Raw genomic sequence first — 14,833 nt, 5'->3', positions numbered from 1 at the left:
GGCTTGCCCCGTCTCGCCGGCGCGGGTCACATCGTAGTGGGGCGCCGGCGTCGCGCCCGCCATTGTTTATTTGCCAGAAGCTTTTCCGTGCGTGAGGAACGTCCCGCGATCGAGTTCAGAGAACGCTTCCCGCAGTTGTTCCTGCGTGTTCATCACGATGGGCCCATACCACGCGACCGGCTCCTCGAGCGGTTTCCCCGAGACGAGCAGGAAGAACACCATCCACGCCCGCCTGCACCGTGACCTCGTCCCCGCTATCGAAGAGAACGAGTGAGCGATCTTCGGCCGCCGTGGGGACCACGGTGTCTGCCCATCCCACGCCTTCGGTCGGCACCGCGAGCGGCTCGGAGGCATTGCAAAACTTCCCTGACCCGGCAAAGACGTAAGCAAACGCGTGCCGCGTGAGTTCCACCGGCAACGTCTTGCGCCGCTCCGGCGGCACGGTCACATCGATGTAGCTGGGATCGGCGGCAATCCCCTGCACCGGACCGGTCTTGCCCCAGAACGTGCCACACACGATGCGCGCTTCGGTGCCGTCATCTTCGGTGACCACGGGGATCTCCGCCTCCTTCACCTCCTGGTAGCGCGGCGCGGTCATCTTGAGCGCGGAAGGCAGGTTCGCCCACAACTGGAAGCCGTGCATGCGTCCGATGGGATCACCCTTCGGCATCTCCTGATGGATGATGCCGCTTCCCGCGGTCATCCATTGCACGTCACCGGCGGCGATGGCGCCCTGGTTTCCCATGCTGTCGCCGTGCTCCACCGTGCCCGCGAGCACGTAGGTGATGGTCTCGATGCCGCGATGCGGATGCCAGGGAAATCCGGCGAGATAATCCGCGGGGACATCGTTGCGGAAATCGTCGAGCAGCAGGAAGGGATCGAAGTCCGAAGTGTTGCCGAATCCGAAGGCCCGCCGCAAGTGGACGCCCGCGCCTTCGAGAGTCGGTTTTGCCTTGATGAGCCGCTTGACTGGCCGGATGGACATGGCTGGCCTCCCCGCCACTACGGACGGAAAAGAAAGTTTACTCTCACCCGACGAGTGTCACGAAAACGTGGGCGCCACCACCTAGAGATTTTTCCCGACGGCAACCGGGTGCTGCCACCCCCAAAGTTGTTGTAAGCTTCCCTCCCCAACGCACCCTTTTCGATGGCTCCCACACACACGGCCCGAACCCGCAAGCGATTCCTGCGCGGCGCGCTCGCTTGCTTCATCCTCTCCACGGGACTGGCGATCCTGCTGGCGCAGACGAACGCCTTCCGCTGGCTCGAGGCCGGTACCTACGACGCGCGCGTGCGCGCGGCGGCCAAGTCGAGACCTGCCGACGCTTCCAAATCAAACTCCGATCCAAGCATCGTGATCGTGGACGTGGACACGGCGAGCTTCGACCGTCTGCGCGAGCGACTTGGACGCTGGCCATGGACGCGCCGCGTCTGGGCGCAGGTGGTGGACCACGTGGGTAAGGGACACCCGCGCGCAATAGTCTTCGACATCTTTTTCTCCGGTGCGAGCGACGACGCCGCCGCCGACGAGGCATTCGCCAGCGCCATCCGCAACTCCGAGAATGTGGTGCTGGCCTACACCTTCACCTCGGAAGACGAGGTGGATTTCTCCGTTTCCCCCACCGACACCGCCGCCGCCTCTTCCATCACAGTGAAATGGCAGTTGCTGAAGCGTGAAGCGCAGGGCGGCATAGCCCGCGCCGAGCGGGTCTCTGCAAAGGATGACCCCACGCTGCCGCTCAACACGCCGCTGCCGACGCTGGCCGCGGCCGCCGCCGGGCTGGGCGCCGGCAACGCCACGGTGGATCCCGACGGCGTCATCCGCCGCGTCCCACTCTGGTTCGCCGCCGGTCAGAACGCATACCCCAGCGTGGCCCAACGCGCCGCAAGGCTCGCGAATCCGGCGCTGGTCGGAGGTCCGCGCGACCACGACGGGAGACTGCTTCTGCGCTGGCATGGGAACGTCGACCCCGATCCCGCGCTCAGCGCCGGACTCTTTGCCTATAAGCGCATCCCGCTGCGCGAGCTGGCCAAGTATCCGCCCGAGTATTTCAAGGACAAGATCGTGCTGGTGGGGGCAAGCGCTCCCGGCATCCAAGACGTCCACCCCACCCCGTTCTCCGAGATCACGCCGGGATTCATCGCACACGCCACCGCCATCGACAACCTGCTGCACGGCGAAGGCATTCGTCCGGCGCCGGCGTGGGCGCTGTACGCGCTGGTCGTGACGATGGCGGCGGCGGGAACGCTGCTCGTCGTCGGATTCCGCGCCCATGCCGGCTGGGTCGATAGCGTGGTGGGGGCAGTGCTGGTGGCGGCTTACGTGGCCGCGAGTTTTGCCGTGTTCTCGTGCTGGGCGCTGTGGCTGCCGCTGGTCGCTCCCGGCTTTGCTTTTGTTTTCGCGTTCCTCTCCACCGGTGCGGTGCGCTACGCCACTACCGGGCGCGAGTTGCGCCGCACGCGGGGAACGCTGGACCGCTACATCTCGCCGCAACTCGTCAACTACGTGCTCGAGCACCTGGATTCCATCAACCTGGCGGGCGAGAAGCGCGAGCTCACCATCTTCTTCTCCGACGTACGGAACTTCACCACGCTCACCGAAAAGACAGACCCAACCGAGCTCATCGCGCTGCTCAACGAATACCTCGCCGCCATGACGGAGATCGTCTTCGCGCACGATGGCATCGTGGACAAGTTCATCGGCGACGGCATCCTCGCTTACTGGGGCGCGTTCACCCCGGGCAAGAACCACGCCGAACTTGCCGCCAGGGCCTCGCTCGCGATGATGGCGCGGCTGGAGCAGTTGAACGTGAAGTGGGCGAGCGAAGGGCGGCAGGAGCTCGCCATCGGCATCGGTTTGAACACTGGCGAAGTGGTGTTCGGCAACGTGGGCAGCGGCAAGAAGATCGAGTTCACCGTGATCGGCGATGCCGTGAACCTGGCCGCGCGCCTGGAAAGCTTGAATAAAGAATACAAGACGTCCATCATCGTCAGCGAGCAGACGCTGGCGCGCCTCGGCTCGACGGCGCAGGTGCGCCCGCTCGGGGGCGTGAAGGTGAAGGGCAAGACGGTGGAAACGCAGATATTCGAGTTGCAAGGGATTGGCAGTGATACCAGCGAGACGTAAGGACCCCGGAGTCGCGAAAGCCGGCTCCGGCGCTTAGGACATAGGAGACCCGTCATGAAACGGATACTAGCGAGACTGTGCCTCTTGGCGCTCGTGCTGAGCTCATCGGCTTCTGCTACGCCGCAATTGCCCAGTGGCCTCGGCGGCGTCTTCAAAAAGAAACCGAAGGAACAACCGGCGCAGCCCGCGCAAACCGACGCGGACAAGAAGAAGGCCGAAGACGACAAGAAGAAGGAAGAAGAGAAGAAACCGCTCTTCTCCGACGACTCCGCCACCGCGAAGCAGAAGAAAGACACCACCGCGATGGGTTTCAGCGGACTGAATCCCGATGGCACGGTCGAGAACGCGGTGTTGAACGCGAGTCCGAGCGCTGAGGACGCGGCCGCGGCCGTTGCGATGTCAGAGAGCAGCGTTGCGCCCGCTGACCTGAAGCAGTTCCTCACCGATGGCAACCTCAAGTCGAAGGGAGGTCAATAGTCATGCGCACAAGAATGTTTTTTGTCCTCACCCTGGCCGCCGCGCTCGCGCTCCCCGCGCAAGCGCAGCTGGGCGGCGTGCTCGATAACCTCGGCAAAGCGAAGCGCGTCTCCGACGCCACGACTCCATGGACGCCCGAGCAGGAGAACAGCATCGGCCAGGCGGCGGCGGCGAAGATCATCCACATCTTCCCGCTCTACCAGAACGAAGCGGAGACGAAGTACGTGAACCTGGTCGCCGCGTCAGTGGCGCAATACGGCAGGCGCTCGCTGCAATATCACGTCGGCATCCTCAACACGCCCATCGCGTGGGCTTGCGCCATGCCCGGCGGATACATCTTCGTCACCCGCGGCGCGCTGGAGAAGATGAAGGATGAGTCCGAGCTCGCCGGCACCCTCGCGCACGAGGTCGCGCACGTGGACGCGCGCCATCTCGAGACCATCATCCGCAACAAGAAGCTGACCGGCCTGGCGGTCGAAGAGGGCACCTCGCGCCTGCCCCTCTCCGTGCTCACCGGCCTGGCTAACGAGCTCGTCACACAGGCGCTCACCCAGAATTACGGTCCCGACAAAGAGAATGACGCCGACAAGAAAGGCACCGACTTCGCCGCGCAGGCCGGCTACGCGCCCGCGGGATTGAAAGCCTTCCTCGAGACGCTCGCCGTCTTCGCTGCCGACGCTGCCAACCAGCAGAAGACCGGGATGTGGAACGGCAAGACGCATCCCGCGTTCTCTACCCGCGTGGCCAAGCTGAATGACCTGCTGAAGAAGTATCCCGCGACGGGACAGACGCTGGCCGAGCGATTCAAGAAGAACACGGCGGCGGAGACGGATAGGACGGCCGAGAAAAAGCCAGGCTCGGGCGAATAAGCTCGGGCGAATAAAAAGCCCCGCGCCGTAGCGCGGGGCTTTTGAACTTCAAAACTCTTAGTGCGTCTCTTAGTACAGCCGGAAGTTCACTTCCACATTGATCTGCACCGCGACGGGCTGTCCATCTTTGCGCGCGGGATCGAACTTCCATTGCCGGACGGCTTCCATCGCCTTCTCATCTAATCCCAGGCCGAGCGAGCGCTGCACGCGCATATCGTGCACGCGGCCATCCGGACCGACCACGACCCACAGCACCACCACGCCCATGTACTTGGCCTTGCGCGCTTCTTCCGAGTACTCCGGATCGGGCGCATAGAGCGCGCGCGGTGCGCTCACGCCGCCGCCCACGCGATAGGCGCCGCCACCGATGCCGCCGCCCCAGCCTGGGCCCACGCCCGGTCCGCGGCCTGAGCCAACGCCGCCGCCAGAACCTGAACCAATGCCCGCGCCTGAGCCGGTGCCGTTCGAAGGCGGACCGATCACGCCCTTGGGATCGCCGAGTGCGGCGATGTTCGGCTCCGCTACCGGGATATTCGGCATCACCACGGTCGGCTCCATCGCCAATTTCGGATCAGGATTGCGGATCACCGCCGCCGGCGGAGTGAACTGCTCCAGAGATTTCTTGGGCAGCTTGCCGGCCGAGGCATCGAGCTTGTCGCGATCGCCGCCGCCACCGCCGCCGCCCGCCTTCTTCGAGGAGACGGGCAGCACGTAGTCGCTGAGTTCGGCGCCGACGAGCGAGACCACGTTGCGCTTGATCTCGTCCTTATGCTTCACGAACAGGAAGCCCGAGGTCAGCATGAGGGCGACCGCTGCGGTGTGCGCCAGGAATGACAGGATGAAGGTCTTGGGCTGGACGCCATAGGTTCCGTACCCCACCCCGAACAGCGTGGGTAGGATGTCGGGCGGACGAGACCCCGCGCCCGGCAGCTTCGGACTCTTGTTTACGGCAGAAGTAGCCATTGGCGAACCCACCCAGTATATGCCGGTTGCAGGTGGAAAGTTCCAGAATTCTTGCTGCCGGCCGCCTCGCACACGCCCAGAAAACACGTGCCTGACGCGGTTAACTCCAACCTCTTCCTGCCCCTGGAGGGAGAACGAGACGCCCCGCCGGACTTGCAGAGTTTATGTGTGGGAGCGCAATCGAGTTGTAGCCCGCTCGCCCCCGAGCGGGCGCTTGGGTGTGAGGTGGGGCCGTGGCGACTCGCCGCTCTACTTGAACAGCGCCCCGAAGAAAGACTTCAGTCGCGCGAAGGCGCCCTTCCTCTTCGGAGTGGGCGGCGCCGGTGGCAGCGCCGCCACCGCCGGCAGCTTGGGCAAGGTGGCGAGCGAGGCGCGCAACGGATGCTCGGCCGGAGGCACGTCGTCTTTGTTCACGTCACCTTTGTTCACGTCGCCTTTGTTCAGCCGCTGATCCTCTTTGCGCAGATCCTCTGCCCGGAAGACGAAGGGTGAATCCACCTCGACGCGCGTGAGATCGGTTTTCAGCTCCGGCGCGGGAGCTTCCGGCGGCTTGGTTTGCGGAGCGACGGCCTCGGTCGCGATCAGCACCGGGACGCTCGCTGGCGCCGGCTTCGGCGCCTCCGCGCGCAGCACGGGCGCCGGAGCTGCCGGCGGCGGACACCCACAGTCGCCCATCGGGTTCGCCTGGGGCTCGCTCAATCTTCCCTTGCGGAAGAGCACTCGCTCGTGGGGCTTCACTTGATAGGTGGCGTCGCCCATCATCTCGGTGAGCACCAGCGACGCGCCATTGGAAGTGCGCGCCTGCACGCAGGTATCGCCGTTGGGACGGCTGCGCAACGCGAAGTGAAACGTTCCCGGCCCGGCCAGCAGGATGCGGAAGTCGGGCGTGACAATGATGTCGGTGTCGGCGGAGCCCGCCAGCTTGTAATCCGCCTCGATGGCGCCCGAGCCCATGGCGAACATGAGCTCGCGGCCGTTGCTCGATGCGCTCACCGCCACGCTGGTCTGCGCGCACACGCGCACTTCGCCGCCGCGCGCCAGCGCCAGTCGCGCCGCCGCATCGCCGGCGGTCACGTTGGCGCCGCTCATCACCTTGGCGCCGCCGCTGGTGAGCTGTACCGAACCTCGTACGGTGGCGTCGGAGGCGAATACTTCGCCGATGGGCTGCGCGACGGACGACTGCGCGGCGAACGACTGCGGGGCCGCGTCAGCAGTGGCAGCAGCCAGCACCGCAATGGTGAGGAACGAGAACCGGGAGAAGAGAGACTTCATGGCGTGGCCGGGCGCGCGGGCTAATTCTCGCTGGAGAGATCGTATTTGTCGATGGCGGCGGCGATGCCGAACCGGGTGCCTTCGCCCTTATCCTTATCCACGCGCACCACGCGTCCCGAGCAATGGATACGCAGTGCTTCGGTCAGCGTGATCTCCGGCGGCAGGGTAAGCGTGAACTCGACCTCGCTGCCTTCGGCGGGCGCGCTCTCCATGTAGAAAAAGACGCCGCGCGCGCTCACGTCCCGCGTCTCCGAGACCATCTCGCCTCTTTCCTTGCTCTGCACCTTCATCGCCACCGGCAAGCTGAGCGGAAAGCGGCGGGTGGCGCGCTTATCGGTCTGTGCTTTCGTGGCCATCCGGAAAACCCTCTTTTCGCGGGCGTAAGTGTCGTTCCCGGGGGGATGAATGTCAATCCAGATTCCGAGACAGCTTGGGTTTTTGACCAAGCGGGGAATGACTACAGCGCCAGGAAATTCTTGAGCAGCGCTTTCCCATTCTCGGTGAGCACGCTTTCAGGATGGAACTGCACGCCCTCGACCTTCATCGTCCGATGACGCACGCCCATAATGACGCCCACATCGTCAGGCGGCCGGGCCCCCGCCTGGACGACGCGCGCCGTGATCTCGAGCTCCTTCGGCAAACCTTTTTCCGCGACGATGAGCGAGTGGTAGCGGGTGGCGGTGAAGGGCGAGGGCAGTCCGCGGAAGATGGTCTGGCCATCGTGCTCCACCGCGCTGGTCTTGCCGTGCATCAGCTTCTCCGCGCGCACGACTCTGCCGCCAAAGGCCGCGCCGATGGCTTGGTGTCCGAGACAAACGCCCAGCACCGGCCGCTTGCCGGCGAAATAACGGATGACGTCGATGGATATCCCCGCCTCTTGCGGCGTGCATGGCCCGGGCGAGACCACGATGTGCGAGGGCGCGAGCCGCTCGATCTCCGCCGGCGTGGTCTGGTCATTGCGCCGCACTTCGACCCGCTCCCCCAACTCGCCAAAATACTGCACCAGGTTGTAGGTGAAGGAATCGTAGTTGTCCAATATGAAGATCATTGAGTCCTGCTAGCCCCGACAAAGCCCTTCACCACGGAGACACGGAGTCACGGAGAAGATCAAAAGCGCAAAGCTGAAAGATCAAAAGCGAAGCAATCAAGATAGGGCCGAAAGGTCAAAACCAAAAACCAAATCCTAAAAACCTCCGTGCCTCAGTGCCTCCGTGGTGGGTCTTGATCTACCCACCGCTACGCGCAATCTCGACCGCGCGGATGACGGCACTGGCCTTGTTGACGCACTCTTCGTATTCCGATTCCGCGACGCTGTCGGCCACGATGCCCGCGCCCGCCTGCACGTAAGCTCGCTTGCCCTGCATCAGCATCGTGCGGATGGCGATGCAGGAATCGAGATTCCCGGCAAAATCCGCATACAGGACCGCCCCGCCGTAGACGCCCCGGCGCACCGGCTCCAACTCTTCGATGATCTCCATGGCGCGCACCTTGGGCGCGCCGGTCAGGGTGCCGGCGGGAAAGCAGGCGGCAAAGGCATCGAGCGCGCTCAACTCCGGGCGCAGTCGTCCCACGAGATGCGAGACGAGATGCATCACGTGCGAGTAGCGCTCCACGTACATCAGGTTGCGGACTTCGACGCTGCCGTATTCGCTCACCCGTCCCAGGTCATTGCGGCCCAGGTCGACGAGCATCACGTGCTCGGCGCGCTCTTTCTCGTCATGGCGCAGCTCTTGCTCGAGCCGGCGATCTTCCGCGTCGTCAGGACTGCGCGGCCGCGTCCCCGCGATGGGATGGTATTCGAGCTGCCGCCCGGTCACCTTCACCAGCATCTCCGGGGAGGAGCCCAGCACGTGCGTCTCGCCCAGGCGCAGGAAGTACATATAGGGCGAGGGATTCACCGCGCGCAGCGCGCGATAGATATCGAACGGCGGCACGCCGGGCTCCAGCTCGAGGCGCTGCGAGAGCACGGTTTGGAAGACGTCGCCGGCAGCGATGTAGTCCTTCACTTTGCCGACCGACTTCAGGAAGCGCGCGCGCGGGGTGGTGGCGCGCGGCTTCAGGGGCTTCGCGATCGGCTTGCGCCCGGCGCCATGACGCTTGGCGATGCCGGCAAGCAGCGCCCGCTCCATCTCGTCGAGCTCGCGCACGGCCCGGTCGTAGGCTTGGCGCGGCTTCTGTCCGCGAACATCGACCGTCGCGATCAGATGGAGCTGATGCTTCACGTGGTCGAAGGCGAGCAGGCGATCGAAGAACATCAGCACGCAGTCCGGAAGATGAAGATCGTCCTGCGCCCGCGCGGGAAGTTTTTCCAGGCGTCGCACCGCGTCGTAAGCGAAGTAGCCGACGGCTCCGCCGGTGAACGGAGGCAGCCCGGCGACCTGCGCCACGCGATGTTCGGCGAGCAACCCGGCGACCACCTCAAAGACGCTTTGCTTTGGTTTCCTGATGGACTTCGCCGCCTTACGCCTGCTCCGCACGTGGTCGCTCTTCATATGAGCGACGCGCAGCTCGTCCCCGCGCGCGGTGACTACCATGTAAGGCCTGGCGCCGAGAAAGGTGTAGCGCCCGATGCGCTCGCCACCCTCCACCGATTCCAGCAGAAAGGCGTAAGGCTCTGCCGCCGCCAGGCTGAGGAAGGCTGACACCGGCGTCTCCAGGTCGGCGCTGATAGTGCGCGCCACCGGCACCAGGGTATGGTCCGCGGCCAGGCGCTCGAAGGTGGCTTGATCGGGGGTGAGCATGGGGAAACGTCGAACGTCGATTATACGGAGCCGCCGAAGGGACAAAAGACCAATGCGGCGGCCAGGGTTCGGTGTCCGACCCCCGTGATCCGGCCTTGTTCTACCCTAAAGGAACCGCATTCGCCACTGTTCCACCCGCAAGTGCCTAAGGGACAATGCTCTACCGCGGTTGACGGGGCGGCGCAGCGATAGCGTATACTGCTGCCACTTTTTCGGCATGTAGCCTCCCCCTCGAGCAAACAGAGCCGTCCGCCGCGGCTGGGAAGCAAGCTTAGACGCGGCAACGCCGCGCCTGAGGAAAGCTGTATCTCGCGTCAGGGCATGGGAGGAAGGTTTTGCAGGTCAGATTCTGGGGCGTCCGCGGTTCAACGCCCACGCCGCAACCCGAGAACCTTCGCTACGGAGGCAACACCTCCTGCGTCGAGGTCCGCATCAACGGACACCTCTACATCTTCGACTGCGGCACCGGCTTCCGCGTGCTCGGCAAATCGCTCTCCAAGGAATTCCAGGGCAAGGGTTTCCACGCCCACATCTTCCTCTCGCACTTCCATTGGGACCACATCCAAGGCATCCCCTTCTTCGTCCCGCTCTACGAGAACAAGGAAAACTATTTCTTCTTCCACTCCTCCAGCCGCACGCGCGGCCTGCAGCGCGCCATCGAGGAGCAGATGAGCGACCCGTACTTCCCCGTGGACATGACGGAGATGGCTGCCCACCGCAACTTCTACGACATCGAAGAAGACAAGATCGCTTTCGACGACTGCACCGTGCAGTCGATGTGGCTGAACCATCCGCAAGGCTGCCTCGGCTTCCGCATCGAGACCGAGGACAAAGTGGTGGTCTACGCCACCGACAACGAGCCCGGCCATCCCGTCTTCGATAAGAACGTGCGCAAGCTGGCGCAGGGCGCCGACGTCCTCATCTACGACGCGCAGTACCTGCCCGACCAGTACGAGGCCTCGAAGCGCGGCTGGGGACACAGCCATTGGCGCGAAGCGGTGAACATCGTGATGGAAGCGGGGGTGAAGGAACTGGTGCTCTTCCACCACGACCCCGACCACTCCGACACCCGCATCGATTCCATCGTCAAGACCGCCGGCGAGCACTATCCCAAGGTGCGTGCCGCGTCGGAAGGCATGGAAATAAAGCTGTAGTGATCTGAATCGTGACGGCGGCGCCGGCTGTCATCGGATTTTCACGCACCCTTCATCCTATCGTCATGAAGATGGGGCTAGAGTGCGTCAACCCTCCAGAGCCACCCGCATGTAGTTCCCAACCAACGGCGCCGCACACCTCAGTGGCGCCGTTCTTCCCTTGGTGGCCGAACACTGGTGCCTGAACACTGGTGCCCGAACTCTGGCTGATGTCTGCACTTGGTTACCTCCCTGCTACTTGCCCACCTTGCCTCCCCTTCCCCGCATCTCTATACTTTCCGGTTGCCTCTGGCCGGGCGCTTCATAAAGCCCGCGAGTCCTCATTCGGAGACTTATGCGAACCATTTCCATGGAGCAGGAGATCAACCCCTGGGAATCCCAGGCGGCGCGGTTCGACCTGGCGGCGCAGAAGCTCAACCTCGATGAAGGTTTGTGGAAGATCCTGCGCTATCCCACGCGCGAGATCATCGTGCACATCCCGGTGCAGATGGATGACGGCCGCATCGAGGTCTTCACCGGCTTCCGGGTGCAGCATTCCATCGCGCGCGGCCCGTCGAAGGGTGGCATCCGCTACGCGCCTGACGTCACGCTCGATGAAGTCCGCGCTCTGGCCAGTTGGATGACGTGGAAGTGCGCGGTGGTGAACATCCCCTTCGGCGGCGCCAAGGGTGGCGTGATCTGCGATCCCAAAAAGCTCTCCATGGGCGAACTCGAGCGCATCACGCGCCGCTACACCGCCGAGCTGGTGGAGTTCATCGGCCCGGAAAAAGACATTCCCGCTCCCGACGTGGGCACCAACGAGCAGACCATGGCCTGGATCATGGACACCTATTCCATGCACACCCGCCAGACCTGCACCGCGGTGGTCACCGGCAAGCCCGTCACCATGGGCGGCTCGCGCGGCCGCAAGGAAGCCACCGGACGCGGCGTGATGATCGTGGCCAACGAGGCGCTCAAGAAGCTGGGGATGAACATCGAAGAGACGCGCGTGATCGTGCAGGGCTTCGGCAACGTGGGCTCGAACGCCGCCAAGCTGATGCACGACGCGGGCTACAAGATCATCGGCGTGGGCGAATGGGATGGCGGCCTCTTCAACCCGGACGGCATCGACATCGACAAACTGCTCGACCACCAGCAGCGCAACGGCACCATCGTCGGATTCTCCGGCGCCGAAGCGCGTTCCACCGCCGATCTGCTCACTACCGATTGCGACATCCTGATCCCCGCCGCCACCGAGAACCAGATCACCAGCCAGAACGCCGAGCGGGTGAAGGCAAAGATCCTGATCGAAGGCGCCAACGGCCCCACCACCGCCGCCGCGGACGACATCCTGGCGGAGAACAGGGTCTTCGTCGTCCCCGACATCCTCGCCAACGCCGGCGGCGTGACCGCCAGCTACTTCGAGTGGGTGCAGGACCGCCAGGGATACTTCTGGAAAGAATCGGTGGTCAACGAACAGCTCGAGCACATCATGGTCAGCTCGTTCGAAGACGTGGTGCGCTACGCCGAGACGCACAACGTGAACAACCGCATCGCCGCCTACATGCTGGCCATCGATCGCGTGCAGTTCACCATCCGGCAGCGCGGCATATACGCCTAGTGGACGTCGCACAAAGCGAAGGGGAGCGGCTTCCGCCGCTCCCCGTTCGCACCTACCACGACAAGTAAACGCCGTTTTACTTGCCGAACCGCGCCAGCCGTTCGCTGAGGGTCTTAACGGCTGCACGCAAGTCTCCGAGACCGGCAGTATCGAAATCGAGGTCGCCACTCTCCACGTCGCGCGCCAACTCGCCGAGCATCTGGGTGGCGATGCGCATGCGCTCGGCCGCCACGAAGCGCACGGCGCTGAACGGATCGCCGCCCTTCTTGGCTTCCTCTTCTACCCACTTCTGCACCGCGCCCGAAGCGCGCCGCGCGTGCTCCATGGCTTCACGGAATTCCACCAAGACGCGCACGTCGACCGTGCCGGTGTGGATGGCTTTCTGCAACTCGTTCAACTCCTCGGTCGCGGCCTGGATCTTGGCGGTGATGTCACCGCTGTTCACGCTCGCCTGTGCCGCCATCGGTTCGTCCTTCCTCTCGCCGGTCTTTTTCTCGTCGCTCATGGGGGGATTCTGATGCCCGGCACAAGAACCGTCAAATAACCAAGGTAATGCCGTGCCTGCGGGCGCGGTTACCGACGTAACCCGCGCAACATGCTCAAAGTTGTGCGGAAAGTCGCGCCGCATTACCCGCGCTTCCGTTGCGCGCGTACCAGCGAAGGTAGATAATCGCCCATCGGCTCGCTCGGTTTTACTGGCCACTCGTCACTGATCACTGGCCACTGACCACCGTTCTCGTGAACTTGCCCAACAACATCACGCTCACCCGCATCGCGGCCATCCCGCTGATGTTGTGGGTGCTGCGCACCAGCCTGCTGAGTGACGCGAACGGCGAGCGCGAGATCGTTGCCGTCGCTATCTTCATCCTGGCCTCACTCACCGACGGTTTCGATGGCTACCTGGCCCGCAAGCGCAACCAGGTGACGACCCTGGGCATGCTGCTCGATCCGCTGGCGGACAAGCTCTGGATCACCGCCGCCTTCGTCTCGCTGGTGCAATTCAATCCCAAGATGGTTCCTGCCTGGATCGCCGTCGTCATCATCGGCCGCGAGTTCCTCGTCAGTGGACTGCGCTCCATCGCCGCGACGCAAGGCTTAACCATCGAGGCCAGCAACCTGGGCAAGTTCAAGATGGTGGTGCAGATCATCGCCGTTGTCGCCGCCATCTTCGACCGCCGCTGGGCGTATTGGCAGTTCGGCGGATTCATCCTGCCCATCCACTGGCTCGGGAAGGTCACCATATGGATCATGGTGGTGCTCTCGCTCTGGTCGGCCATCGATTACTTTGCCGCCTTCTGGTCGAAGGTGGCCGGCACGGTGGAGAAGCGCCGCAAGCGCCGCGCCTTCATCCTGAGCCGGCGCAGGAAGAGCGATGTCGCAGCCGGGTGATCCGAGAGGGCCGCAACTCGCCGACGCACGCGAGGATGACCAGCCGATCTACTCGAGCGACGAACGCGCGCTGCTGCTCCGCACCGCGCATCGCGCCATCGCAGCGGCGTTAGCCGATAGACAGGACCTTGCGCTGCCCGATGTGCCCGCGCATCTCAACGCCCCGCGCGGCGCTTTCACCACTTTGCATCTCGAGGGCAAGCTGCGCGGATGCGTGGGTTACGTGGCCGCGGTCAAGCCGCTCATCCAGACGGTCGCCGAGACGGCGGTCTCGGCGGCGTTCTACGATCCGCGCTTTCCGCCCGTCACCGCGAACGAGGCGCCCCACCTGAGGATCGAGATCAGCGTGTTGGCGCTGCCGCAACCGGTGCGTCCCGAGCACATCGTTCCCGGACGCCACGGACTGATCGTGACCCAAGGCTCGCGTCGCGGCCTGCTGCTGCCCCAGGTGGCCCCCGAGCACGGATGGGACGCGCTCACCTTTCTGGCCCAGACCTGCCTCAAGGCCGGACTTCCTCCGGACGCGTGGAAGGCGGGAGCGACGATCGAAGCCTTCACCGCGGAAGTGTTCGGCGAGTAGCGGGGGCGACGTTAGAATGCCGCAACTATGAATGCCGACGATGGGAACGCCGGCGTCCCGCCGGCTGGCGCGGGGGCGTCTCGCCCCCGCTACGGCACGGTTCGCATACGCGACCGCGGTCGGTTGCCGCACTGGGAGGTCGAGTCCGGGACATACTTCGTGACTTTCCGTCTCCACGACTCCATCCCGTCACATGTGGTCGCGCAGATGAAGGAACGCCTGACGCAACTTGGTGTTCGCGACGATCGCGAACTCACCAAGAAGCTCAATCTCCAAATCGATCGCTATGTCGATCGCGGCACCGGAGCCTGCTACCTGAGGAACCCCGCCGTGGCGTTGATCGTTCACGATTCGATCCAGAATCTCGATGGCCAGATGTATCGCCTTATGGCGTGGGCGGTGATGCCAAACCATATCCATCTCGTTTTTCGCCTGCTTCCTGGCCGCACCCTGGCGAAAGCGACCCAGAGCTTGAAGTCCTTCACCTCCAAGCGAGCGAACACGATCTTGGGGAGGTCTGGTGTTTTCTGGCAGCGGGAGTATTACGACAGGTCGCCGCGTAATGCGCGTGAGTTAAATCGCTTATACGCTTGAGAACCCGATCAAGGCCGGCCTGATCGATTGGCCATGGGTGGGTTGCTGTGGGCCAGAGGCCCACAGG

Annotated in this window: 14 protein-coding genes and 1 pseudogene; 8 read left to right on the top strand and 7 right to left on the bottom strand. The window is 64.0% G+C overall.

The genetic code is table 11. The features are described from left to right. Positions 1–66: 66 nt before the first annotated feature. A pseudogene (locus M3P27_09140) lies at positions 67–985 on the bottom strand (pirin family protein). A gap of 162 nt (positions 986–1,147) precedes the next feature. On the opposite strand from M3P27_09140, the gene M3P27_09135 reads away from it, so the two are divergent. Genes M3P27_09135 through M3P27_09125 form a run of 3 tightly spaced genes read left to right on the top strand, consistent with a single transcriptional unit; the run spans position 1,148 to position 4,473 of the window. Next, a complete protein-coding gene (locus tag M3P27_09135; GenBank protein ID MDP9268471.1) occupies positions 1,148–3,127 on the top strand; it encodes an adenylate/guanylate cyclase domain-containing protein in 1,980 nt (659 codons plus the stop codon). Positions 3,128–3,181: 54 nt separating this feature from the next. After that, on the top strand, positions 3,182–3,604 hold the full coding sequence (locus tag M3P27_09130; protein MDP9268470.1) for a hypothetical protein: 423 nt from the start codon (positions 3,182–3,184) through the stop codon (positions 3,602–3,604). Positions 3,605–3,606: 2 nt separating this feature from the next. Beyond that, positions 3,607–4,473, top strand: coding sequence for a M48 family metalloprotease (locus tag M3P27_09125; protein MDP9268469.1), 867 nt, complete (start codon positions 3,607–3,609; stop codon positions 4,471–4,473). Positions 4,474–4,542: 69 nt separating this feature from the next. Here the strand turns inward: M3P27_09125 and M3P27_09120 are convergent, their stop codons facing one another. The 5 genes from M3P27_09120 to trpE form a co-directional block, all read right to left on the bottom strand. Continuing rightward, positions 4,543–5,436: a TonB family protein gene (locus tag M3P27_09120; GenBank protein MDP9268468.1), complete on the bottom strand. Its 894-nt coding sequence runs from the start codon at positions 5,434–5,436 to the stop codon at positions 4,543–4,545. A gap of 249 nt (positions 5,437–5,685) precedes the next feature. Then, complete coding sequence (locus M3P27_09115) at positions 5,686–6,708, bottom strand: hypothetical protein (GenBank protein MDP9268467.1); 1,023 nt, start codon at positions 6,706–6,708, stop codon at positions 5,686–5,688. 20 nt (positions 6,709–6,728) lie between these two features. After that, positions 6,729–7,064, bottom strand: coding sequence for a PilZ domain-containing protein (locus M3P27_09110; protein MDP9268466.1), 336 nt, complete (start codon positions 7,062–7,064; stop codon positions 6,729–6,731). A 101-nt stretch (positions 7,065–7,165) separates the two neighbouring features. Continuing rightward, positions 7,166–7,756, bottom strand: a complete 591-nt coding sequence (locus M3P27_09105; protein ID MDP9268465.1) for an aminodeoxychorismate/anthranilate synthase component II — start codon at positions 7,754–7,756, stop codon at positions 7,166–7,168. A 178-nt stretch (positions 7,757–7,934) separates the two neighbouring features. Further along, the gene (gene trpE, locus M3P27_09100) at positions 7,935–9,449 is read right to left on the bottom strand and encodes an anthranilate synthase component I (GenBank protein ID MDP9268464.1); all 1,515 of its coding nucleotides are present in this window, start codon (positions 9,447–9,449) and stop codon (positions 7,935–7,937) included. A gap of 335 nt (positions 9,450–9,784) precedes the next feature. On the opposite strand from trpE, the gene M3P27_09095 reads away from it, so the two are divergent. Both M3P27_09095 and M3P27_09090 read left to right on the top strand, forming a co-directional pair. Beyond that, positions 9,785–10,603 carry an MBL fold metallo-hydrolase gene (locus tag M3P27_09095; protein ID MDP9268463.1) on the top strand — a complete coding sequence of 273 codons (819 nt, stop codon included), beginning with the start codon at positions 9,785–9,787 and terminating at the stop codon, positions 10,601–10,603. A gap of 334 nt (positions 10,604–10,937) precedes the next feature. After that, entirely contained in the window at positions 10,938–12,203 is a 1,266-nt protein-coding gene (locus M3P27_09090) for a Glu/Leu/Phe/Val dehydrogenase (GenBank protein ID MDP9268462.1), read from the top strand. A 76-nt stretch (positions 12,204–12,279) separates the two neighbouring features. Here the strand turns inward: M3P27_09090 and M3P27_09085 are convergent, their stop codons facing one another. Next, positions 12,280–12,708: a hypothetical protein gene (locus tag M3P27_09085; GenBank protein MDP9268461.1), complete on the bottom strand. Its 429-nt coding sequence runs from the start codon at positions 12,706–12,708 to the stop codon at positions 12,280–12,282. Between the two features lie 233 nt (positions 12,709–12,941). Here M3P27_09085 and pgsA point away from each other — a divergent pair, with 233 nt between their 5' ends. Genes pgsA through M3P27_09070 form a run of 3 tightly spaced genes read left to right on the top strand, consistent with a single transcriptional unit; the run spans position 12,942 to position 14,766 of the window. Then, positions 12,942–13,592, top strand: a complete 651-nt coding sequence (gene pgsA, locus M3P27_09080) for a CDP-diacylglycerol--glycerol-3-phosphate 3-phosphatidyltransferase (protein MDP9268460.1) — start codon at positions 12,942–12,944, stop codon at positions 13,590–13,592. Then, positions 13,576–14,172, top strand: coding sequence for an AmmeMemoRadiSam system protein A (amrA, locus tag M3P27_09075; protein MDP9268459.1), 597 nt, complete (start codon positions 13,576–13,578; stop codon positions 14,170–14,172). Before pgsA ends, amrA begins: the two co-directional genes overlap by 17 nt. A 27-nt stretch (positions 14,173–14,199) precedes the next feature. Further along, on the top strand, positions 14,200–14,766 hold the full coding sequence (locus M3P27_09070) for a transposase (protein ID MDP9268458.1): 567 nt from the start codon (positions 14,200–14,202) through the stop codon (positions 14,764–14,766). Positions 14,767–14,833: the final 67 nt, after the last annotated feature.

It is taken from the genome of Acidobacteriota bacterium (assembly GCA_030774055.1).
GTDB lineage: Bacteria > Acidobacteriota > Terriglobia > Terriglobales > Acidobacteriaceae > JACPNR01.
Note: the sequence above shows the minus strand (reverse complement) of the source record. Positions and strands in the feature narration are given on the sequence as shown.

Bases quoted from the DNA above. Each gene is read 5' to 3' on its own strand.
- M3P27_09070 (MDP9268458.1), top strand. From the start codon at position 14,200: ATGAATGCCGACGATGGGAACGCCGGCGTCCCGCCGGCTGGCGCGGGG.
- M3P27_09090 (MDP9268462.1), top strand. From the start codon at position 10,938: ATGCGAACCATTTCCATGGAGCAGGAGATCAACCCCTGGGAATCCCAG.
- M3P27_09105 (MDP9268465.1), bottom strand. From the start codon at position 7,756: ATGATCTTCATATTGGACAACTACGATTCCTTCACCTACAACCTGGTG.
- M3P27_09115 (MDP9268467.1), bottom strand. From the start codon at position 6,708: ATGAAGTCTCTCTTCTCCCGGTTCTCGTTCCTCACCATTGCGGTGCTG.
- trpE (MDP9268464.1), bottom strand. From the start codon at position 9,449: ATGCTCACCCCCGATCAAGCCACCTTCGAGCGCCTGGCCGCGGACCAT.
- amrA (MDP9268459.1), top strand. From the start codon at position 13,576: ATGTCGCAGCCGGGTGATCCGAGAGGGCCGCAACTCGCCGACGCACGC.
- M3P27_09110 (MDP9268466.1), bottom strand. From the start codon at position 7,064: ATGGCCACGAAAGCACAGACCGATAAGCGCGCCACCCGCCGCTTTCCG.
- M3P27_09120 (MDP9268468.1), bottom strand. From the start codon at position 5,436: ATGGCTACTTCTGCCGTAAACAAGAGTCCGAAGCTGCCGGGCGCGGGG.
- M3P27_09085 (MDP9268461.1), bottom strand. From the start codon at position 12,708: ATGAGCGACGAGAAAAAGACCGGCGAGAGGAAGGACGAACCGATGGCG.
- M3P27_09130 (MDP9268470.1), top strand. From the start codon at position 3,182: ATGAAACGGATACTAGCGAGACTGTGCCTCTTGGCGCTCGTGCTGAGC.
- M3P27_09125 (MDP9268469.1), top strand. From the start codon at position 3,607: ATGCGCACAAGAATGTTTTTTGTCCTCACCCTGGCCGCCGCGCTCGCG.
- M3P27_09135 (MDP9268471.1), top strand. From the start codon at position 1,148: ATGGCTCCCACACACACGGCCCGAACCCGCAAGCGATTCCTGCGCGGC.